Genomic DNA, 20,799 nt, shown 5'->3' with positions numbered 1-20,799 from the left:
CCGCCGATCATCCACCCCGCAACGAATCGGGTTGCTTCGCCGGCTCGTTGAACCTGTTCACCCGGGATACGGGTCGCTCGCCCGAGCCGCGGCCAGGGCGTTTCCCCACCAAGCCAGCTGGGAGAGCATGCGATCGGCAGCGTCTATGGCGGCACTGTTCCCGGTACTGCCGTCGGTATCGAACTGTTTGCGGGCGCGGTGAAAGCTCACCGATTCGCGCACGGAGACCATGTGGATTTCCGCGACGACCTGGCGCAGCTGCTCCACCGCGCGAAGACCACCCGACAGGCCGCCGTAGGAGACGAACCCGATCGGTTTGGCCCGCCACTCGTGTTTCGCGCTGTCCAGCGCGGTTTTCAGCGAGGCCGGATAACCGTGGTTGTATTCCGAGGTCACCGCGACGAAGGCGTCGGCGGCCGCGAGCCGTTGGCGGAAGCGCTCGGTTTCCGGTGTTTCGGACAGGTCCGGAGGGAGCGGCGTGTGCAGGAGATCGATGACCCCGGTGTCGAATTCCGGCCGGCCGCGGGCCGTGCGGACGAACCAGTCGGCGACCACGGGTGCGAAACGTTGCGGCCGGATACTGGCGACTATCACCTCCAGGCGGAGCGGACCGTCCACAGCACGTGACTCGCCCGCTACCGCATCCGGTCGGTTCACGGCAGCTCGAACGGGAGTGCGACACCGGCGTGTACCCGGCAGTGCTCGCAGGTTCCGGTATCGGCGATGGCGGCGACAGCGTCGTGGACGAGCTTCTTGAAGGGGCCGATATTGCGTTCGAATTCGGCGAAGACATCCGCCGCCCGCACCCCTTCGCCTTCGGCGAGCCCGGAATCGAGGTCGGTGACCAGGGCGAGGGCGGAGTAACACATTTCCAGTTCACGGGCGAGGACGGCTTCGGGATAACCGGTCATATTGACCAGCTCCCAGCCCTGCGCCGCATACCACCGGCTTTCGGCCCGGGTGGAGAAACGCGGACCCTGGATCACGGCCATCGTTCCGTGCGGTTGCACGTGGACGGCGCTGTCCGCGGATTTCACCGCGACCGCGCGCAGATCGGGGCAGTACGGGTCGGCGAACGATACGTGGATGCCGTTGGCATCGAAGTAGGTCTGGGCCCGGCCCGAGGTCCGGTCGACCAGCTGGTCCGGGATCACCACGGTGCCCGGCCCCCAGTCCGGGCGGAGGCTGCCGACCGCGCACGGGGCGAAGATCCGCCGCACGCCCAGCGAACGCAGCGCCCACATATTCGCCCGGTAGGGCACCGTGTGCGGGGAGTATTCGTGCCGCGTGCCATGGCGGGGCAGGAACGCGACCGGACGCCCCTCGACGGTGCCGACCGTTATCGGTGCGCTCGGGTCGCCGTACGGCGTGCGTACCGTCACCGGTTCCATGGCGCCGTCGAAAAAGTCGTAGAATCCGCTACCGCCGATAACCGCCAGTGCAGGCCGATCGTGGGATGTCATAGTGTCGATTCTCGCGCGCCCGGCCCGCGAACGCACGGCGGGCACCTGACAGAAATCGCCGGTGACTGTACCCTGTGGGGGTATATACGGTCTCCCGACCGGCACAGAGGAGATACCCGGTGACTTCCGACCCGACCCCAGCCGACACGGCCACCGATCCGGCGGCTGCCCCCGGACACGCACATCACGGCTACATCACCAGCAAGGAAGATTATCTGAAGCGGCTACGCCGCATCGAGGGCCAGTCGCGGGGTTTGCAGCGGATGGTCGAAGAGGAGAAGTACTGCATCGATATCCTCACGCAGGTCTCCGCAATGACCAAGGCGCTGCAGGCCGTCGCGATGGGGTTGCTCGAGGACCATATAAGCCACTGCGTAGTGGACGCGGCGGTCGCCGGGGGCCCCGAGGCCGAAGCCAAGATCAAAGAGGCTACCGACGCCATCGCCCGCCTCGTCCGCTCCTGATACCGAATCGACGACGGCGGCACGGAGCGAAGCCGTCGCTCGACTACCAGCGCACCGGACCGGCTGCCGGGTAACGGCCGGCGCCGGGTCCGGACGTGGATGTCTACCGGCTGCTCTGCGTGAGCAACGGGGCGAGGGCGCGCAGGGTGGCGAGGTAGTCCTCACCCAGCGCCTGCAGCGCCAGGTGGTCGGCGCCCGCGTCGATATGCGCGCGGACTTGTTCGGCGGACCCGTGCACGGCGAGCGCGTCCAGCAGGCGGTCGCTGCCGGGCTTGGCGATATCGTCGTCGGTGTAGCCCAGCCGCTGGAGGTTGGTCGTGTAGTTGCGTAGTCCGAGATACATATCGACCACCGAGCGGCCGGTGGCCCGGGCACGTTCCGCGTCGGTATCGACGACCAGTTTCTGCTCGGGCACCAGCAGTGCGTCACCGACTGCGGTGCGGGCCTGCTCGGTGTGCTGCGGCGTGGTGAGGTAGGGCAGGGCGCCTGCGGTGCGATCGGCCGCCAGTTTCAGCACCTTGGGGCCGAGCGCGGCGAGCATCCGGCCGGAAACCGGCACCTTCGCAGCATCCAGTTCGTCCAGATACTCGACCAGGGCCTCGTACGGGGAACGATACGGCTTATCGGCTTCGGGATGACCGCAGCCGATACCGAGCACGAACCGACCCGGAAACCGCTGCTCGATCCGGTGGAAGGATTCAGCGACCGCACCGGCGGGCGCGGTCCAGATATTGACGATGCTGGTGCCGACCTTCAGCGTTTCGGTCGCCGCGAGCAGATCCTCCACCACCGGCAGATCGGGGGTCGGCGAGCCACCCAGCCACAGTGCCCCGTACCCGAGGCCCTCCAGTTCGGCCGCCGCCTCCGGGGTGAACAGTTTGTAGTAACGCCATACGCCGTAACGTCCGAGATCAATCGTCATGTCTACCGCAACCTTGTCGTCGACCGGACAATTCCGTCACCGACCCTATCGCCGTCCCCACCGTCCTGGCGTTATGCCTATCAGTCCCCGCAGCAGCCACGCGGTGCAATCGAGCGGACTTCCCGGGTCTGTGCGTTGCGGACTGCGAGATCCGATTCAGGAGGGTAGTCGACCGCGATCAGGCTGAGTCCGTGCGCGGGCGCCACCGTCACCGAACTCGAACGCTGCCGTTCCTCGAGCAGCCCGGCAACCCATTCCGGCGTGCGCCGTCCCTCCCCTACTGCGAGGACCGCACCCACCAGGCTGCGCACCATCGACCAGCAGAAGGCATCCGCGCTCACGTAGGCGTCGAGCCGGTGGCCGTCGCGCACCCACTCGTAGCGCTGCAACTCCCGGATCGTGGTGGCGCCTTCCCGGCGCCGGCAGAAGGCGGCGAAATCGTGCAGGCCGAGAACAGTGCGGGACGCGGCACGCATCGCTTCCAGGTCGACCGGGCGGCAGCCCACCACACTGCGTGCGGCCAGGGGGTCGGGACCGTAGGGCGCGGTGGTGAGGCGATAGACGTAGTGCCGGCGGATCGCCGAGAAGCGGGCGTCGAATTCGTCGGGTACCGGGCGGATTCCGGTGATTCGCACGTCCCGGGGCAGGAACTTCGCCATCCGGTGGATCAGCTTGTCCGCGTCCACCTCCGCCGAGGTATCGAAATGTGCGACCTGACCTTCGGCGTGCACACCGGCATCGGTCCGCCCGGCCACCGTCAATTGCACCGGTTCGCGCAGCACCTTGCCCAGTGATTCCTCCAGCTGGCCCTGCACGGTCCGCAGTCCGGGTTGCCGGGCCCAGCCGGTGAAATCGGTGCCGTCATAGGAGATATCCAGCCGGAACCGGGTCACCTGGGGCGCCGGCTCGTCCCGAGGCTCCGGCGCTCCCGGGTCGTATTCGCTCACCTGACCATCCTCCGGATACGGGACGAGCCCGCACGCCCGGAACGGGCGGCGGGCTCGTCGACGAACCACGGACGCGCCGAGGCATCCGCAGCAGACGAATTACGCCTTGTCGTCGGCCTTCTCCTCGGCCGCAGCTTCCTCGGCCGGAGCCTCGGTCGCTTCGGTTTCGGTCTCGGGGGCCTGGTCCTCGGTCTTCTGGGACGCGGCCACCCGGCGGGCGCGATCGGCCTCGTTGGTCACGGTCTGTTCCCGGACCAGCTCGATGATCGCCATCGGGGCGTTATCGCCCTTACGCGGCAGGGTCTTGATGATCCGGGTGTAGCCGCCGCTGCGGCCTTCGAACGACGGACCGATCTCGGCGAAGAGATCGTGTACGACGTCCTTGTTCCGGATGACCTTGAGCACCTCGCGGCGATCGGCCAGCGTACCGGCCTTGGCCTTGGTGACCAGTTTTTCGGCGTAGGGGCGCAGCGCCTTGGCCTTGGCCTCGGTGGTCGTGATCCGACCGTGCTCGAAGAGCGCGGTGGCCAGATTGGCGAAGATCGCCTTCTGGTGCGACGCCGACCCGCCGAAGCGAGCACCCTTCTTGGGCTTGGGCATTGTGGGTTCTCCTTGGTAAAGACCGTTCCGGGGCGCCCGCCCCGCGAAGGCCTAGAGCTGTTCGGTTTCGGCGTAGTCCTGCTCGCCGCCGTTGTCGTCGCTGAAGGTGCCGCTGTCGGACCAGGTGCCGGTGGCCGCGTCGTAACCGACCACGCTGGACGGATCGAAGGACGCGGGGCTGTCCTTGAGGGACAGGCCCAGCGCGTGCAGCTTGACCTTGACCTCGTCGATGGACTTCTGGCCGAAGTTGCGGATATCCAGCAGATCCGATTCGGTACGCGCCACCAGCTCGCCGACGGTGTGCACACCCTCGCGCTTCAGGCAGTTGTAGGAACGGACGGTGAGGTCCAGATCCTCGATCGGCAGCCCGAAGGAGGCGATGTGATCCGCCTCGGCCGGGGAGGGGCCGATCTCGATACCTTCGGCTTCGACGTTCAGTTCACGGGCCAGGCCGAACAGTTCGACCAGGGTCTTGCCCGCCGAGGCGAGCGCGTCCCGTGCGCTGATGGAGTTCTTGGTCTCCACGTCGAGAATGAGCCGGTCGAAGTCGGTGCGCTGCTCGACACGGGTGGCCTCGACCTTGTAGGTCACCTTGAGCACCGGCGAGTAGATCGAATCCACCGGGATCCGGCCGATTTCCGCACCGGTCGCCTTGTTCTGCACCGCCGGGACATAACCGCGACCACGCTCGACGACCAGCTCGATCTCGAGCTTGCCCTTGTCGTTCAGGGTGGCGATATGCATATCCGGGTTGTGCACGACCACACCCGACGGCGGCACGATGTCATCGGCGGTGACGGTCCCCGGGCCCTGCTTACGCAGGTACATGGTGACCGGCTCGTCCTCCTCGGAGGACACGACCAGGCCCTTGAGGTTCAGGATGATGTCGGTGACATCTTCCTTCACACCGGGCACGGTGGTGAACTCGTGCAGAACGCCGTCGATGCGGATGCTGGTCACCGCGGCCCCCGGGATCGAGGACAGCAGGGTGCGCCGCAGCGAGTTACCGAGGGTGTACCCGAAACCCGGCTCGAGGGGTTCGATGGTGAACTTCGAGCGGTTGTCGGCGATGACCTCTTCGGTGAGGGTCGGACGCTGGGAAATCAGCATGGGATCAATCCTCCTGTGTTGGGCGCCCGCTATTTGACGCCTCGTTCAGTGGTTGTGCGGGCCGTCACCTCGACGACCCGCACCAGCGGCACAGCCGGCCGGTTACTTCGAGTAGTACTCGACGATCAGCTGTTCCTGCAGCGGCACATCGATCTGAGCGCGCTCCGGCATGGAGTGCACCAGGATCCGCAGCCGGCCCGGGACGACCTGCAGCCAGCCGGGGACCGGACGGTCACCGGTGGTCTCACGGGCCACCTGGAACGGCAGGGTCGCCAGCGACTTCTCCTTGACATCGATGATGTCGTACTGGGTGACCTGGAAAGAAGGAACGTTGACCTTCTTGTTGTTCACCAGGAAGTGGCCGTGGCTGACCAGCTGGCGGGCCTGACGACGGGTCCGGGCCAGACCGGCGCGGTACACGACGTTGTCCAGCCGGGTCTCGAGCAGACGCAGCAGGTTGTCACCGGTCTTGCCCTTGAGGCGGTTGGCCTCTTCGTAGTACCGGCGGAACTGCTTTTCCATAACGCCGTAGGAGAAGCGGGCCTTCTGCTTCTCCTGCAGCTGCAGCAGGTATTCGCTCTCCTTGATCCGCGCGCGGCCGTGCTGGCCGGGCGGGTAGGGGCGACGCTCGAAAGCCTGGTCACCGCCGATCAGGTCGACGCGCAGGCGACGCGATTTGCGGGTGATGGGTCCGGTGTAACGGGCCATTGTGCTCTACCTTCCTTCCCGCTTAGACGCGACGCCGCTTGGGCGGACGGCAACCGTTGTGCGGCTGCGGAGTGACATCGGAGATCGTGCCGACCTCCAGGCCGGCGGCCTGCAGCGAACGGATCGCGGTCTCGCGGCCCGAACCCGGGCCCTTGACGAACACGTCGACCTTCTTGACGCCGTTCTCCTGCGCCTTGCGGGCCGCGTTCTCGGCGGCCAGCTGCGCGGCGAACGGGGTCGACTTGCGCGAACCCTTGAACCCGACGTGACCCGAGGACGCCCAGGAGATGACGTTGCCCGTGGGGTCGGTGATGGACACGATCGTGTTGTTGAACGTGCTCTTGATATGCGCGTGGCCGTGGGGAACGTTCTTCTTTTCCCTGCGACGCGACTTCTGGCTCTTCTTCGGGCCGGAGGCCCGGGACTTCGGAGGCATCTGTTATCCCCTACTTCTTCTTGCCGGCGACGGTGCGCTTCGGGCCCTTGCGGGTGCGCGCGTTGGTCTTGGTGCGCTGGCCGTGCACAGGGAGGCCACGGCGGTGACGCAGGCCCTGGTAGCAGCCGATCTCGATCTTGCGACGGATATCGGCCTGAACCTCGCGGCGCAGGTCACCTTCGACCTTGAGCGACGAGCCCTCGATGTAGTCACGCAGCTGCGTGACCTGCTCGTCGGTGAGATCCTTCGAGCGCAGATCCGGGCTGACGCCCGTGGCCGCCAAGATCTCCTGGGAGCGGGTACGACCGATGCCGTAGATGTAGGTCAGTGCGATCTCCATGCGCTTCTCGCGCGGGAGATCGACGCCCATGAGACGTGCCATCTGGCAGTTCCTTCACTGTTGCGGAGGTCTGCTCCCTGTCCGTCCCCTCGTCTGGTGGGGCCCCGGCCTCCGTACCGGGGGTAGGCACGCACACCCTCCGGAAAAATTCCGGAAAACCTCAGTGTGCGGCTGGCGCTGGGAGTTCTTCTGTGTGCCAATCCGAACCGCGTTCGGTGCTCGGCGCCGGTGTCAGCCCTGCCGCTGCTTGTGCCGCAGGTTGTCGCAGATCACCATGACCCGGCCGTTACGCCGGATCACCTTGCACTTCTCGCAGATCTTCTTGACGCTCGGCTGAACCTTCACGTCCGTCCAATCTTTCGTTGCGGTCCACACCAGGGTGTGAACACAGTTGACCCCGGTCGTGCCCGACCGGGGAAATCTCGGGTGAGCGAGCCGGGGCTCACATCGTTCACTTGTATCGGTAGACGATCCGACCGCGGGACAGGTCGTACGGTGACAGCTCGACGACGACCCGGTCCTCCGGCAGGATGCGAATGTAGTGCTGACGCATCTTGCCGCTGATATGCGCGAGGACCTTGTGCCCGTTCTCGAGCTCGATCCGGAACATCGCATTGGGCAACGGCTCGACAACCCGCCCCTCGACCTCGATGGCCCCGTCTTTCTTCGCCATATCCTCCGCGATCCCGGTTACACTCAACCTGGTCTGATTACCTGGTACTGCCCGGTGCACCCGGCCGAAGTACCGCGGTGGCCACCCACGGTGGCTCGCACTGCACAACGCGGATGTCCACAACCGATCGCACACGAACAGGCGGCGCTTTGATACACCGCCTGGTCAGCTTACCGGTAGGTCTGCCATCGGGCAAAAAGGGGTAAGTGCTGGTGGCGTCGCGCGGCGTGCGTGGATGTCTCCCCGGCGCCGAGTGGAATGCGACTTGTCGCGTAAACTGGCCGCTGACCGAGGACGACCATTCCAGGAGGGGAACCGGTGAGCGGCAGCAACGACGGCCTGCCCATGCTGCCGCCATGGCTGGCCGATACCGAGGTCACCGGGGTCGGGCAGACGAACTTCCGGAACTACGAGCCGCCACCGGTCGAGAATCTCCCGCAGGACGAGTTCATCCCGGAGACTCCGGAACCGGCCAACGGCTTCTTCAACCGGCGCGGACGCGGCGACGACCGATCCGATTCCGAGGGTGACAAGAAAAAGGGCAAGGGCTGGTTCCGCAACAAGAACAAGCCAGAGCCCTCACTCGAAGAACGCGTCGGCGAGCTGCTACCGAACAACAACGGGCCCCGGCCGTCGCAGCGCAACAACTGGGCCGAAGGTACCGCGCAGTGGTCTACGCAGCAGGTTCCGCAGCCCTCCACCGATCCGCACACCGCGGATGGGCCCACGCAGCCCGGCCCGTCTCCGGACGCGTTCCCGCAGGCCGGTCCGAGCGCGCCCCCGGCACAGCATCCCCCGGTGGCCCCGCCGACTATCCCCGGTCCACCCGAGCAGGCGCCGCTGACACAGGCCCCGGACGGACAACCGGCATGGGGTTCGGGCCCGCAATGGGGCCCCGGCGGTCAACAGCCGCCGAACGGTACGGGTCTCCCACCGGCACCACCGCCTCAGCAGCAGTTCGCCGCGGCGGCCCCGCCGGCCGATACGCCGGCGCCACCGCAGGCACCCGGGCCGGACCGGCCGAGCACCTCGGCTGCCGATTCCGGTTTCGGCGCATCCGCCGCGCCGACGGACTTCCAGGCCCCGGAGTCGGACCGGACCGGCCTACCGGTACGCAACCCGAGCCAACCCGCTCCCGAGTTCGACCGGCTACGGCCGCATCATCCGATCCCACCCCACCCGGCGCCATCGGACGATTCCGCGAGCACACCCACCCAGAACCGGTCGGCGGGCGCACCCACGACCGGCGCCGGCGATTTCCGGCCCCCGCCGCCACCGCTACCCGATCCGCCTCCGACCGGCGACACACCGGTAGCGCAGCAACCACTGCGCCGGCTCCCCGATCTGCCGCCCCCGCCGGACACGGAATCGGCGCAGACGGATATGGCCGCCGAGGCCCCGGTCGATCTGCCGGTCACCCCCGGGCCGCAGCAGCCCTACTCGCCGGACGGCGCTCCGACTGCCCCCAGTAGCGGCGCGCACCCGATCGCCGACCAACCCGATTCGGCCGACAGCGGATCGGTCCCACACGGCAGTGGCGCATCCTCGGTCTCGAGCCGGGCCGTTCCGCCTCACAGCGCGCCGGGCCCGCACGGCAGCGGAACACATCCGATTGCGAACCAGCCCGAACAGGCCCACGGCACGCCGAGCCCACACGGCAGCGGTGCACACCCGATCGCGAACCGGCCCGATTCGGCCGGCGACGGTAGCGCGCCGGAGTTCGGCCCACGGTCCAGCGGCGCACCAGTGTCCGATAATTACCCGGCCGGGCAGTTCGCTCAGGCACCGGAGTCTCCCCCCGTGGTCGACCACTCGAGCGCGCCGACACCCGCTACGGATGCGCCGCAGTGGCAGGCACCGGAGAGCGCACCCGCGCCCCGGCCGCTGAACGCGCCGGGTCCCCAATGGCAAGCGCCGGAACAATCCACGAACTGGCCATCGGGTGCGCAGCACTCCATCCCGCAGCAGCCGGGCCCGGCAAGTGCGCCGCCCGGTATGCCGGCCCAGCACGGTGGCCCGCCCACGGGCCATCCCGCCCCCGGCCCGCATCAGCAGCCGAATCAGCCGCCCGCCCAGCAGTGGCAGAACCAGGCGCCGCCGGCTGATCCCGGACCGCCGCAGCAGGCCGGGCCGGGAGCCTGGCAACAGCAGGGGCCGCAGGGTGGCCAGTGGCAGAACCCGCAGACTCCGCAGAACCCGCCGCAGCAGTTCGGCCCCAATGGACCCGCCCTGGACAATGTTTCGGTACGGCGCGCCAAGAAACCGGCCGGCAGCGGCTGGCGCAAGGTCGTGCACCACGCCTCCGGTGGGAAGATCAATCCGGGGATGTCCGCCGAAGAGCGGCGGATGCTGGAGCTGGTGGCGCGGATCCGCCAGCCGGTCCGTGGCGACTACCGGATCGCGGTGCTCTCGCTGAAGGGCGGTGTCGGTAAGACCACCACCACCATCGGCTTGGGTTCGACCTTCGCTTCCATCCGCGGCGACCGCGTCATCGCGGTGGACGCCAACCCAGACTTCGGCACGCTGTCGCAGCGGGTGCCGCTGCAGACCCGGTCCACCGTCCGCGATCTGCTGCTCGACCCGGCCATCCAGCGCTATTCGGATGTGCGCCGGCATACGTCACAGGCCACCAGCCGGCTCGAAGTACTGGCCAGCGAACGGGATCCGGCCGCCTCGGAGGCGTTCAACGAGGACGAGTACCGCGCGGTCGCCCGTATCCTGCAGCGGTTCTACAACATCATCCTCACCGACTGCGGGACCGGCCTGATGCATTCGGCGATGGCGGGCGTGCTCCAACTGGCGCATTCGCTGGTGCTGATCTCCCCGACCGCGATCGACGGCGCGCAGAGTGCCTCGGCCACACTGGACTGGCTGTCGTTGCACGGCTACCACCATCTGGTGCAGAACGCGGTGGTGGTGATCAATTCACCGCGCGACGGCACCCCGAATATCGACGTCCAGCAGCTGCGGCAGTACTTCCTGTCCCGCTGCCGGGCTGTGCATATGATCCCGTTCGACCCGCATATGTCCGAGGGCGCGGAGATCGATCTGCCCCGGTTGAAGAAGGAAACCAAGCGCGCGTACGTGGAACTCGCGGCCACCGTGGCCGACGATTTCGGCCGCAGCTACGGCCCGCATCACGCCGGCTGAACCGGGTCCTGGATTCGGGTTGCCCATCGGTCGCCGCCCACCGGCGGACAGGTAGCTCGTCCGGCGGTGGTTCTTCGAGGTTCGCGTTCGCGCGGGTGGTGCACAGCAATCCCCACGTGCGACCGATGTGCGCGGTCGATGGGCGTGCCCTGGGGCGCCGGGGCCATCACGGTGCGAGTACTTGTACTTCGCGCAAGATGCGCTGGGTGACCACCTCAGGCCCGGACCCGTCGGCGAGCCACTCGCCGACGGGAGTCGGTCCGGTCGGTGCCATAACTCCATCTCGCCGGCACCGCGACTTCGCGGCTACCCGCCACGCACGATTCACCCGGCGGCCGACCTGCACCACCGAGTAGCGCTGCGACCGGCGCTCGGTGTCTCGCCTGGGACGCCCCCAACCTGACGGTCACCGAGGGAGCAGCCAAACAACTCACGCCCACGGCATCCGCGCGGATGGGCCGTAGGTGGCGAGCACGCACTCGGTGCATGCCCATGCTCGCCACCCGGTCGGCCGCTCCGCTCGGCGCTTACGGGAACCCTGTCGCCGGGCAGCACCTGCGAGGCTCGGCGGCGAGCTCACCACTCCGGCAGTCGGCGACGCCCGGCCAGGACATCCCCCACCAGTGCGTCGTAGGCGTCGGCCAGTTCGGCCAGGTGATGCCAGGCGCCGTGCAGGAGTTCGTCATCGGCGTCCAGGGTCATCAACGCGTGGTGCGCGCGGACTGCCGATTCCGCGAGCCGGTCGATGATCGCGCCGACGGTCTCGGTGTGCAGGGTGACGCCGAGTCGATGCTGTGGAACGTTGCGTCCCACCCAATCGTCGATCGCCAGCACCAATTCCATCCGCCGCCGATCGATCTCGACCAGCCTGTCGGGGTCGGTGACGATCGACCCGCCGCGCCCCACCAGTCTGCGCTCGTGGAGGACGGCGAGATCGCGGGCGTACCAGAGCAGCTGCCCACCGACCACCCGGTGCCCGCGCGCAGCGCGCACCAGTAGGTCGGAATTGGGCAGTGGACCGGCAGTCCCCTTCTGCGCCAAAGGATCAGCGCCTCGCTGGGCGCTGGGAAGAGCCATTACGACTGTTGTATCCGAACCTGTCACGGTTGCCTCGCCGTTCATCGCCGCACAACACCGGGTCAGTACGTTGATTACAATAAACCGCGAAAGTCGACTGTCAAGCGATAACGGCCACCCCCGACACGAAAAGCGTACACTTCGTTACCTGGAGACCACCCGAGGAGCACGATGGCGGACGGTCCGACGTATCGACGGATCGCGGACCACCTCCGCGAGGAAATACGAGCAGGTAAGTGGGGGCCCGGGGACCGCCTGCCCAGCCACTCGGAACTCGCCGAGCAAATGCAGGTTTCACTGACCACGGCACGTAACGCCATCCAGGTATTGGTCACCGAAAATCTTGTCTATACGGCTACCTCTCGCGGCACGATCGTCCGAAGCCGCGAAGTTCTGGAATCCGTGGTGACCGACCACATCCGGCCGAATCGGCCGCGCGCGTCGCACGATATTTTCGAAGAGATCGCCCGAGCCGCCGGGCGTGTCCCGACCAAGGAATTCACCGCCCGGATGGAGCCGGCGGATCAGCAGATCGCCGAACTGCTCGGTATTCCGGTGGATTCCTGGGTGCTGGCCCGTACGGTCGTGCAATTCCTGGACAACGAGCCGTGGTCGTGGGAGGTGAGCTTCTATCCACGAGACCTGGCCGAGGCCACCGGAATAGATTCGCCGCACGATATCGCCGAGGGCACGACCCGGCGCCTGGCCGACCGCGGATATGCCGAGACGGCATACCGCGATACCATCGTCGCCCGCCCGGCGAATGCCGAGGAGGCGGTGGTCCTGGGGGTCGCCATCGGGACCGTCCTGCTGGACCACGTGCGTATCGGCGCGAATCACGACCGGGTCACCCGGGTCACCCGGCATCGATCTATCGCCGCCAGTAACCGTTTGGCCTATGAACTGGGCGACTCCGCAGGTACCGGCGTTATTCGTGCCGTGCTGGAACAGACCGAACGGTCCGGGATATGATTCTAGCCCATGACCGTGCAGATTCGGCCGGCCGCTCTCGATGATCTGAACCTGATCTGTCGCCTGCGGCTACAACGCGCCTCATGGCTCGCCGCCCGCGGCTCCGACCAGTGGTCCACCGAGGCCTCGGGACTATCGATCGACTATTTCGCACAAGTCGTCGACCGCGCGCTGACGGGTGGGGAAACCTGGATCGCGGAGGTGAACGGGGACCCGGCCGGGACGATCACCGTGAACGACCGCGCCGACGAACAACTGTGGACCGAGATCGAACTCGCCGATTCGCTCATCGTGCACTATCTGATCGTGGACCTGCGCTTCGCGGGCCAGGGTGTCGGCTGCCGATTGCTCACCCATGCCGCCGCCCTCACCCGGGCCCGCGGCCGCCACTGGGTCCGGTTGGATGCCTGGACCACCAATTCCGATCTGCACGCCTACTACCGGCGGGCCGGGTTCCACCTGGCCCGGATCGCCGGGCCGGACAGCCGGAGCCCTTCCTGCGCGCTGTTCGAACGGCATATCGACAGCTGGCCGGCCGGCGACATCCTCGTCGGGGCGCACTCGGCACGTCTGCGGATGAGACCACTGGCGCGATATCCGATCGTCCTGCCTGCCTTCGGCTGACCTCTGTCCGGCCGGCGCCGCGGCGCCGGCCGGACAACGACCCGCCGGGTACTTCCGAAAGATCGGCTCAGATCGGGTCCAGGTGGGCAATATGCACCATCTCGATACCGCGACTCCGCGATACCAGCACGCCACGTCCGGGTGGAAGTTTGGTGGGCCGCACATCGCCGACGAGTTTGCCCTCGTCCTTGGAACCGCTCATGATCAGCGTTTCCACCGACATGTTCTTCATGATGCCCAGAATCGGGTCGAACAATGCCCGCGACACCCCGCCGATACGCCGCGCGACGATGAGATGCATACCGATATCGCGGGCCTGCGGAAGGAATTCGACCAACGGCTGGAACGGGTTCGCACTACCGGCGGCGACCATATCGTAATCGTCGACCACGATGTAGATCTCGGGCCCGGACCACCAGCTCCGCTCGCGCAGCTGCTGCGGCGTGATATCCGAGCCGGGAATACGTTTCGCCAGATATCCGGCGACTTCCTTGATCATCGGACCACAGGTCTGCGAGGACGTCGAATAGCCCGCGAGCTGATCACCTTCGATCAAGCCGAGCATGGTGCGGCGGTAGTCGATCATGATCACCCGCGCCTGCTCGGTCGTCGAGTTCTCGGTGATCCCCATGACGATATTGCGCAGCAGCGTGGTCTTACCGCTTTCGACATCCGCGAAGGCCATGAAATGCGGCTCGGCATTGAAATCCATGACCAGCGGCTGCAATTCGGACTCCCCGAGCCCGACCACGACCTTCGTGGCGCCGCTCTCGATTCCCCGGGCCCGTGCCTGTTCGAGCAACTCGGCGCGCTCGAATTTCAGCGGCAGCATCCGGACCTGCGGCGCGCGGCGGTTCGGGTACAGCTGCGCCAGTTCGGTCCGCGCCCGCGACACCCCTTCGGCGAGACTTGCCGCATCCGAGTCGGAGTCCAGCCTCGGCAGAGCGATGAGCATATGGAGATGATCGGCGGTCAGGCCGCGACCCGGCCGGCCCACCGGCACCTGGTGCGCGACTCGGCGGCCCATCTCCGAATCGGTGGGATCGCCCAGACGTAGTTCGATCCGGGTACCGATCTGGTCCTTCACCACAGGCCGGATCTCGGCCCAGCGCGAGGCACCGACCAACAGGTGGATACCGAACGACAGCCCCTGCCCGGCGATCGCATTGATCTGCGGCTCCAGCGTTTCGAATTCTTCGCGGATGGCGGCCCAGCCGTCGATCACGAGGAAAACGTCACCGAACGCGTCCTCGGGGAACGGATCGGCTATCCCCTGCTGCAGAGCGACGAACTTGCGCCGGCGGTACTCGGCCATCGATTCGATGCCCTGCTCGGCGAACCGCTCCTCGCGCTGGCGCATGAGCGAGGTGAGTTCCGCGATGGTCCGGCGTACCCGGTCGCCGTCGAGCCGGCCGGCCACCGAACCGATATGAGGAGTCCCGACCAGGCCTGCCATACTGCCGCCGCCGAAATCCAGGCAGTAGATCTGCACCTGTTCGGGGGTGTGGGTGGCTGCGGTGGCCATGATGATGGAGCGCAGAGTGGTCGACTTCCCCGATTGCGGACCGCCGACCACCGCGACATTGCCCAGCGCACCGGACAGATTGATGGTGAGCACATCGCGACGCTGCTCGTACGGTTTATCGATCACGCCGATCGGCATCCACAACTGGCCGTGCCGGTTCACCGGCGACCGCCAATCGGGCTCGGGCAGCAGCATATCCACTGTCGGCGATTCCTCCAGCGGCGGCAACCAGACCTCGTGGGCCGGCCGGCCGTGACCGGTGAGCCGTTTGACCACCACATCGAGGAGCGAATCGGGCACCCCCTCGCCGTCCGGGGCCGCTGTGTCCACTTGCGACGGCGGAGGCGGCAGTTCGAGCAGCGGGTTGAACGGGGCCGCGCTGTCTTCCGGCTCGAGTTCTCCGGCGGCCGATTCGGGGACGTCGACGGGCGCGGCGGTGAACAACCCGGGGCGTCGCCGGGCCACCGGACTGCCGTCCTCGGTGGCGGTGCCTTGCGGCGCCTCGTAGGAGCCCGACACATAGCTGGCGTTGAACCGCAGCGGGTCGGACGCATCACTCTTCAGGTACCCGGAGCCGGGGACACTGGGCAGATGGTAGGCGTCGGTGATGCCGAGTACCGCGCGGGATTCGTTGGCGGAGAAGGTGCGCAGCCCGATTCGGTAGGACAGATGCGATTCCAGCCCGCGTAGTTTGTTCTCCTCGAGCCGCTGCGAAGCCAGCAGCAGATGGACATGCAGCGAGCGGCCGAGGCGGCCGATCATCACGAACAGCTCGGCGAAATCCGGTTTCTGCGAGAGCAGTTCGGAGAATTCGTCGACCACGACGAACAGCGCCGGCAACGGGTCGAGGGGGACGCCCGCGGCGCGCGCCTTCTCGTAATCGGTGACATTGGCGTAGTTGCCGGCCGAACGCAGCAGTTCCTGGCGCCGGTTCATCTCACCGGCCAGCGCGTCCTTCATCCGGTCGACCAGTGACAGTTCGTCTTCCAGGTTGGTGATCACCGCCGCGACATGGGGTAGCGGATCCAGGCCGAGGAAGGTCGCGCCGCCCTTGAAGTCGACCAGCACGAGGTTCAGTGCATCCGGTGAATGCGTTGTCACCAGCGAAAGCACAAGGGTGCGAAGGAATTCCGATTTTCCCGAGCCGGTGGCACCGATACACAGGCCGTGCGGGCCCATACCGTTCTCGGCCGACTCCTTGATATCGATCTCCACCGGCGTCCCGTCGGGAGTGATCCCGATCGGTACCCGTAACCGTTCGCGGGCGGTGCGCGGCCGCCAGACCCGAGCCGGATCGATCTGGGCGGCATTGGAGATCTTCAAGAGCGCCATGAGGCCGGGGTCGGCGGTGGTGCCCTCCCCCAGGCTCACGATCTGTGCCGCCGTCGCCAGGCGATACCGCGCGAGCGCCCGGGAAAACGCCTCTGCCTCGGCGGTGCTCATCGAATCCGCGGTCGCGAACCGTTCGACGCCCGCGGCACTCTTCGCCGACACCTCACCGTCCGAACAAACCAGCTGCAGACCCCGCCGGACGGCCAGGCCGCCCTCCGGGGCAGTGAGGTCCAGAACGGTCACCGAATCCAGGCCCGATTCGGCCACCAGCCGCTCGTTACCGCTGACATAGCCGTCGTCGATGACGACGACCAGATGCAGGCGTCCCTGGGTGGGTTGCGGATTGCGCATGAACCGGCCGCGCTCGAGCAGCTCCGCCGAAAGGGCGGTTTCCAGTTCGCCGAGTGACTGGTACATCATCCGCACCGAGCCCATTCCGTCGCGCTGTACGGGATGCTGCAGATGCGGCAGCCATTTCGCCCACGACCAGACGGCGGCGTCAGGGTCACTGCAGACGATCGCGACGGCCAGATGGTCCGGACCGTGGAAGACCGCCAGTTCAACGATCATCGAGCGCACCAGCGTGCGGGCCTCGGCCGGATCGCCACCGATGTTGATGGCCGGGAAGGCGCGCAGCGATACTGCGGTCGGCAGCCGGTGCACCACCGAATGTGTGCGCACGAAACGACGCAGCGCCACAGTGGAAACGGGTTCCAGATCTTCGAGTGGCCCGGTTTCGGGGCGGGCCAGTTTGGTGGCCAGCCGGTGACTGCCCAGGCCGACCCGGACATGCCCGAAGTCAGGGTCGTTGGGACGGCGCTCCCACATCCGGCGGGTGCCGACCAGCGACAGCAGGTCGGCAGGTTCGGGATGACTCCAGCCGAGGGATTCGAGCTGTTTTCCCCCGGTGCGGCGCACTTCCTTACGGATCTGATCCAGGTAGCGGAAGTAGTCCTTGCGCTCCTCGTTCAGCTCGACCGCGCGTTTACCACCGCCGCCCTTGAAACCGGCCATCATGCCCACCATCGACATGATCATCATCATCGGGAACATCATCATGAAGGGATTGGCCAGCATATTGCGGCCCATCATCGCCATCATGGCGATCATGCCGATCACCGCGATCACCATGACCACCGGCATGATCTTCATCATCAGCGGCGCCGGTATGGCGCGCGGGACCTCCGGTGGCGCCGTCAGTGCGACCTCACCGCCCGGCGCTCGCGGCGGAGCGATACGGGGTCGGCGTACAAAGCCTTCGGTAGCCATGATTCCTTCTCGATTCGGCAGCCGGCGATCGATACCGACCCGTGATTACGGGTCCGGTTCCAGGTCCAGTTCGCGTTGCGGGCGGCGGAACGGGTAGGCGATCGCCGCACCGATGGCCAACGCCGACAGGCACACCACCGAACCTGCGATCGCGATCCAGCGCTGCCGCGGATCGGGTCCGGGGGGCTGGACCGGCGCAGCTATGGGTCGAGCGGCTGCCGCTCCCACCCCGACCGGTTCGGGCGGCAGCTCGGCGGTGAGCGCGGCCAGCGGATCGATCAGGCCGTGCCCGATCTTGTCGTCGCGTCCGGTGCCCGGACCGTGTGCGGTGCGGGTGATCCGGTCCATCACCTGCGCGGCGGTGAGTTCGGGAAACCGCGACCGCACCAGCGCCGCCAAGCCCGCGACATAGGGCGCGGCGAAACTCGTACCCTCCACCGACCGGATACCCTCGCTCGTCTGCACACCGTCGACGAGGCCGGTGCCCCCCGGTTTGCTGTCCAGCGAGACGATACTGCGGCCGATCGCGGCCACCTGCACCCACGGCCCGTTCAACGACAGCTCGGAGACCTGGCCGTTCGGGTCCACCGAACCGACGGCGAGCACATGGGGCGAGAACCAGGCCGGGCTGGCCACCGTGGCCACCGATTCCCAGCCGGAGCCGGAGTTCTGGTTCTGGCAGGCACCGTCGCTCTGCAGGTTCCCGGCCGCGGCGACGACCACCACATTGCGGTCGTAGGCGTATTTCACCGCGGCGCCGAGCGCTCCGTCGGCGGTGTTCAGGCCGGCCGAGGTGCAGGCCACCTCGGAAATGTTGATCACCGTGGCACCCAGGTCCACGGCGCGCACCACTGCACCCGCGAGAGTGAGCACGGTGCCGTAGCCGGCGGTACTGATCTTGCCGGGAGCATCGCGGTTGTTGTTGTCCTTCTTCTCGTACGCCAGGCTCAGCTGGCGGATACTGAGGATTTCCGCGTCGGGAGCGACGCCGGCGAACGCGTCGTGAGGGCTGGGCTGGGCGGCGATGATCCCGGCCACCAGCGTGCCATGCCCATCGCAGTCGACCGTACCGTCGGTATCGGAGACGTAGTCACCGCCGGGTTGCAGCCGCGGCAACCGCGGATGCCGGTTCACTCCGGTATCGATGACCGCGACCTTCTGGCCCGCGCCGCGGCTGAACTGCCAGGCCGCCGGGAGATTCAGCACCTGCTGCGATACCGGAGGCGCACTGGGCGGTGCGCCGGTGAGTACCGGCTCGGCACACACTGCGCTCTGTTCGGTGGGTTCCAACGGGGCAGGCCGGCCGCTGATCGCCTGTGCGGCAGCCAGCGCAGCCGGGTCGACCACCGGTGGCGGTACCGCCGCCGCTACCGAGCCGGGCAGTGTCAGCGCACCGAATACGGTGAGTGCGCCCATCATTCGAAGCAGCCTGCGCGGTGGTCGAACGCTCATAGGCTCAGGTTCCGGGCCATACCGTAGATACCCATCATCCACAGCACCAGCGGGATCACCGCCATGATCAGCGCATACTCGAAGAGCTCGATCATCCGGCGAACCACCGGGGTGACCTCGATATGTGGCCCGATCACTCCGAAACCGACCACGCCGAGAGTGAAGGCGAGCAGGATGCCGGCACAGAGCAGGATGAGATCGCCGTCGCCGAAAGACAATCCGGCGATCAATGCCACGAAGGTCGTGCAGGCGCCGCCGATCAGCACCGCGGCCTGGGCGATATCGGCGAACGACCGGCCGCGCAACGCCAGGATGATCGCGGTGATGACCGCCAGGGTGATGCCCTGCCAGCGGTAGGGTCCCAGCGGGTCGGCGACCGCGAACGCACCGATCACCGCAGTGGCGGTGCAGGTGGCAACGAGACCTGTCTGGAATTGGTTGGCCCGCCGGGCCCGCTCGCCGAGCCCGGCCGCGGACGGCAGCGCGGTGGCGCCGATGGCACCGATGCCTTCGATGGTCGGTCGTGGTTCGTGATCGGCCGGATCGATCGCCGCGCCCGCTGTCGGTACCGGCGGGACCGGCAACCTGGCCAGCAGCGCCGCCAGCCGCGGCACCATGGACAGGATCATGATGCCGGCGACCAGCAGTCCGGCACCCACCTTCGGCAGGCCCGGATGCCAGATGAGATAGATCACGGCGGTGACCAGACCGATTACCGCAGCGGCCGCCGCACAGGAGAAGAGCGTGGCGCCCACTCCGGTCAGCCGGTACCCCAGGACCGCGGCCACCAGCAGAACCGAACTCCCCAGCAGCAGGTGGGGACTGCCGAGAGTTCCCGGAACCAGCAGTCCGGCGCCACCGAACAACAGCAGCAGCCCGTCGGCCGACAACCACGTACCGGTGATTTCGTCGCCATATCTGCGTGCGGTGATCCCCGCCGCCACCAGCGCGCCCAGGCCGGTGCCGAGCAGCACCAGCCCCGGCGCCAGCGGATCACCGGCGCCCCGGGACAGCACCAGCACGGCCAGCGTGGTGAGCACGGCGAACAGCGAGACGACCAGGCCCATCCAGCGCGCCGCCGCACCCGTCCATCCGGTGAATTCTTCGGCCGTGAGCCGGGATACCGCATCGATCACATCGTCGAACAGCGCGGGCGCTTCCTTCGCGCCGACCTTGCGAAGTACCAGGAGTTCACCGTCGTAGACCTCGGCCTCGGTGAGTGTGCGACTCGGTGCGATCGCCTCGCGTCCCAGCCGGGCCAGGGTCCAGTGCTGCGCGTCGAGCGGTCCCGCATCGTCCTCGGATTCCGGCAGAGCCGGGTTACGCGATTCGATCAGCGCCACCAGATCCGCGATGAAGCTCGCGATCGGCACCGTCGCGGGTAGCCCCACATCGACCTGGGTGTTGCCCCCGATAACCGAAACCCGGCTCAGCTCCGGCTCTTGCGCGCGGGTGGCGCTCGGCGTTTCGACCACTGTACTCATCTCCCCACCCACATTCCGATCAACAATTCACGCCTCGGCGGTCGACAATTCATTTTCCCGCCGTCCGCATTTCGTTCTCCGGTGCTGCCGCGATGCGGAACAGGGCCCGTATCAGTGTTTTCCGCAATTGTCGAGCACTCCCAGCTGGATGGCCTGGCGTTGCGTCCTCCCGGCAACTGAACCCAATGTATCGGAGCACCGAGTCGCGCGCGATCGGTAGTCTGGTATCCAGATAATCGTTCTCTTCACGC

General features: G+C 67.1%; 19 protein-coding genes. 4 read left to right on the top strand and 15 right to left on the bottom strand.

The genetic code is table 11. The features are described from left to right. Window positions 1-57: 57 nt before the first annotated feature. Together ON22_RS04260 and ON22_RS04255 are read right to left on the bottom strand one after the other, a co-directional pair. Window positions 58-618 carry an NADPH-dependent FMN reductase gene (locus ON22_RS04260; RefSeq protein WP_033244298.1) on the bottom strand — a complete coding sequence of 187 codons (561 nt, stop codon included), beginning with the start codon at window positions 616-618 and terminating at the stop codon, window positions 58-60. A 35-nt stretch (window positions 619-653) separates the two neighbouring features. After that, window positions 654-1,463, bottom strand: a complete 810-nt coding sequence (locus ON22_RS04255; RefSeq protein ID WP_033244297.1) for an S-methyl-5'-thioadenosine phosphorylase — start codon at window positions 1,461-1,463, stop codon at window positions 654-656. A gap of 119 nt (window positions 1,464-1,582) precedes the next feature. Here ON22_RS04255 and ON22_RS04250 point away from each other — a divergent pair, with 119 nt between their 5' ends. Beyond that, window positions 1,583-1,927: a metal-sensitive transcriptional regulator gene (locus ON22_RS04250; protein ID WP_033244296.1), complete on the top strand. Its 345-nt coding sequence runs from the start codon at window positions 1,583-1,585 to the stop codon at window positions 1,925-1,927. A 103-nt stretch (window positions 1,928-2,030) separates the two neighbouring features. On the opposite strand, the gene ON22_RS04245 is transcribed toward ON22_RS04250, so the two are convergent. The 9 genes from ON22_RS04245 to infA all read right to left on the bottom strand — a co-directional run bounded on the left by ON22_RS04245 (window position 2,031) and on the right by infA (window position 7,663). Next, window positions 2,031-2,849, bottom strand: coding sequence for an LLM class F420-dependent oxidoreductase (locus ON22_RS04245; RefSeq protein WP_033244295.1), 819 nt, complete (start codon window positions 2,847-2,849; stop codon window positions 2,031-2,033). An 80-nt stretch (window positions 2,850-2,929) separates the two neighbouring features. Next, entirely contained in the window at window positions 2,930-3,796 is an 867-nt protein-coding gene (gene truA, locus ON22_RS04240) for a tRNA pseudouridine(38-40) synthase TruA (RefSeq protein ID WP_081595318.1), read from the bottom strand. A 99-nt stretch (window positions 3,797-3,895) separates the two neighbouring features. Next, window positions 3,896-4,396: a 50S ribosomal protein L17 gene (rplQ, locus tag ON22_RS04235; protein WP_033244294.1), complete on the bottom strand. Its 501-nt coding sequence runs from the start codon at window positions 4,394-4,396 to the stop codon at window positions 3,896-3,898. Between the two features lie 51 nt (window positions 4,397-4,447). Beyond that, window positions 4,448-5,506, bottom strand: coding sequence for a DNA-directed RNA polymerase subunit alpha (locus tag ON22_RS04230; protein ID WP_033244293.1), 1,059 nt, complete (start codon window positions 5,504-5,506; stop codon window positions 4,448-4,450). Between the two features lie 102 nt (window positions 5,507-5,608). Continuing rightward, on the bottom strand, window positions 5,609-6,214 hold the full coding sequence (gene rpsD / locus ON22_RS04225) for a 30S ribosomal protein S4 (RefSeq protein ID WP_033244292.1): 606 nt from the start codon (window positions 6,212-6,214) through the stop codon (window positions 5,609-5,611). A 22-nt stretch (window positions 6,215-6,236) separates the two neighbouring features. After that, window positions 6,237-6,650 carry a 30S ribosomal protein S11 gene (gene rpsK / locus ON22_RS04220; RefSeq protein ID WP_033244291.1) on the bottom strand — a complete coding sequence of 138 codons (414 nt, stop codon included), beginning with the start codon at window positions 6,648-6,650 and terminating at the stop codon, window positions 6,237-6,239. Between the two features lie 10 nt (window positions 6,651-6,660). Further along, a complete protein-coding gene (gene rpsM, locus ON22_RS04215; RefSeq protein WP_033244290.1) occupies window positions 6,661-7,032 on the bottom strand; it encodes a 30S ribosomal protein S13 in 372 nt (123 codons plus the stop codon). Between the two features lie 189 nt (window positions 7,033-7,221). Next, window positions 7,222-7,335 (bottom strand): 50S ribosomal protein L36, encoded by a 114-nt coding sequence (gene rpmJ / locus ON22_RS04210; RefSeq protein ID WP_025347279.1) that lies wholly within the window; start codon window positions 7,333-7,335, stop codon window positions 7,222-7,224. A gap of 106 nt (window positions 7,336-7,441) precedes the next feature. Beyond that, window positions 7,442-7,663: a translation initiation factor IF-1 gene (gene infA, locus ON22_RS04205; RefSeq protein WP_003418601.1), complete on the bottom strand. Its 222-nt coding sequence runs from the start codon at window positions 7,661-7,663 to the stop codon at window positions 7,442-7,444. A 318-nt stretch (window positions 7,664-7,981) separates the two neighbouring features. Between infA and ON22_RS37800 the strand changes: the two genes are divergently transcribed. Next, window positions 7,982-10,813, top strand: a complete 2,832-nt coding sequence (locus ON22_RS37800; RefSeq protein WP_231508572.1) for a MinD/ParA family ATP-binding protein — start codon at window positions 7,982-7,984, stop codon at window positions 10,811-10,813. Window positions 10,814-11,389: 576 nt separating this feature from the next. Here the strand turns inward: ON22_RS37800 and ON22_RS04195 are convergent. Then, window positions 11,390-11,890, bottom strand: a complete 501-nt coding sequence (locus tag ON22_RS04195; RefSeq protein ID WP_033244289.1) for a DUF4254 domain-containing protein — start codon at window positions 11,888-11,890, stop codon at window positions 11,390-11,392. A gap of 171 nt (window positions 11,891-12,061) precedes the next feature. Here ON22_RS04195 and ON22_RS04190 point away from each other — a divergent pair, with 171 nt between their 5' ends. Together ON22_RS04190 and ON22_RS04185 are read left to right on the top strand one after the other, a co-directional pair. Then, window positions 12,062-12,862 carry a GntR family transcriptional regulator gene (locus ON22_RS04190; protein ID WP_051157146.1) on the top strand — a complete coding sequence of 267 codons (801 nt, stop codon included), beginning with the start codon at window positions 12,062-12,064 and terminating at the stop codon, window positions 12,860-12,862. 9 nt (window positions 12,863-12,871) lie between these two features. Then, window positions 12,872-13,486, top strand: a complete 615-nt coding sequence (locus tag ON22_RS04185; RefSeq protein WP_051157145.1) for a GNAT family N-acetyltransferase — start codon at window positions 12,872-12,874, stop codon at window positions 13,484-13,486. 67 nt (window positions 13,487-13,553) lie between these two features. Here the strand turns inward: ON22_RS04185 and ON22_RS04180 are convergent, their stop codons facing one another. From ON22_RS04180 to eccD, 3 genes are read right to left on the bottom strand one after another with little or no spacing between them, the layout of a single operon-like run. Beyond that, window positions 13,554-17,612 carry a type VII secretion protein EccC gene (locus tag ON22_RS04180; RefSeq protein ID WP_033244288.1) on the bottom strand — a complete coding sequence of 1,353 codons (4,059 nt, stop codon included), beginning with the start codon at window positions 17,610-17,612 and terminating at the stop codon, window positions 13,554-13,556. Window positions 17,613-17,657: 45 nt separating this feature from the next. Beyond that, complete coding sequence (mycP, locus tag ON22_RS04175) at window positions 17,658-19,064, bottom strand: type VII secretion-associated serine protease mycosin (RefSeq protein ID WP_086007663.1); 1,407 nt, start codon at window positions 19,062-19,064, stop codon at window positions 17,658-17,660. Next, a complete protein-coding gene (gene eccD / locus ON22_RS04170; protein ID WP_063820530.1) occupies window positions 19,061-20,548 on the bottom strand; it encodes a type VII secretion integral membrane protein EccD in 1,488 nt (495 codons plus the stop codon). The genes mycP and eccD overlap by 4 nt, the downstream gene beginning before the upstream one ends. Window positions 20,549-20,799: the final 251 nt, after the last annotated feature.

Source organism: Nocardia carnea NBRC 14403 (genome assembly GCF_000308515.1).
In the GTDB taxonomy this organism is placed as follows: domain Bacteria; phylum Actinomycetota; class Actinomycetes; order Mycobacteriales; family Mycobacteriaceae; genus Nocardia; species Nocardia carnea.
This window is presented reverse-complemented; position numbering and strand designations above follow the sequence as displayed.

What these genes read in the sequence shown, in the direction of transcription:
- ON22_RS04195 (WP_033244289.1), bottom strand. Translation starts at nt 11,890, where the DNA reads ATGGCTCTTCCCAGCGCCCAGCGAGGCGCTGATCCTTTGGCGCAGAAG.
- infA (WP_003418601.1), bottom strand. Translation starts at nt 7,663, where the DNA reads ATGGCGAAGAAAGACGGGGCCATCGAGGTCGAGGGGCGGGTTGTCGAG.
- eccD (WP_063820530.1), bottom strand. Translation starts at nt 20,548, where the DNA reads ATGAGTACAGTGGTCGAAACGCCGAGCGCCACCCGCGCGCAAGAGCCG.
- ON22_RS04190 (WP_051157146.1), top strand. Translation starts at nt 12,062, where the DNA reads ATGGCGGACGGTCCGACGTATCGACGGATCGCGGACCACCTCCGCGAG.
- ON22_RS04245 (WP_033244295.1), bottom strand. Translation starts at nt 2,849, where the DNA reads ATGACGATTGATCTCGGACGTTACGGCGTATGGCGTTACTACAAACTG.
- rpsD (WP_033244292.1), bottom strand. Translation starts at nt 6,214, where the DNA reads ATGGCCCGTTACACCGGACCCATCACCCGCAAATCGCGTCGCCTGCGC.
- rplQ (WP_033244294.1), bottom strand. Translation starts at nt 4,396, where the DNA reads ATGCCCAAGCCCAAGAAGGGTGCTCGCTTCGGCGGGTCGGCGTCGCAC.
- ON22_RS04185 (WP_051157145.1), top strand. Translation starts at nt 12,872, where the DNA reads ATGACCGTGCAGATTCGGCCGGCCGCTCTCGATGATCTGAACCTGATC.
- ON22_RS04230 (WP_033244293.1), bottom strand. Translation starts at nt 5,506, where the DNA reads ATGCTGATTTCCCAGCGTCCGACCCTCACCGAAGAGGTCATCGCCGAC.
- rpsM (WP_033244290.1), bottom strand. Translation starts at nt 7,032, where the DNA reads ATGGCACGTCTCATGGGCGTCGATCTCCCGCGCGAGAAGCGCATGGAG.
- rpsK (WP_033244291.1), bottom strand. Translation starts at nt 6,650, where the DNA reads ATGCCTCCGAAGTCCCGGGCCTCCGGCCCGAAGAAGAGCCAGAAGTCG.
- ON22_RS04180 (WP_033244288.1), bottom strand. Translation starts at nt 17,612, where the DNA reads ATGGCTACCGAAGGCTTTGTACGCCGACCCCGTATCGCTCCGCCGCGA.
- ON22_RS04255 (WP_033244297.1), bottom strand. Translation starts at nt 1,463, where the DNA reads ATGACATCCCACGATCGGCCTGCACTGGCGGTTATCGGCGGTAGCGGA.
- mycP (WP_086007663.1), bottom strand. Translation starts at nt 19,064, where the DNA reads ATGAGCGTTCGACCACCGCGCAGGCTGCTTCGAATGATGGGCGCACTC.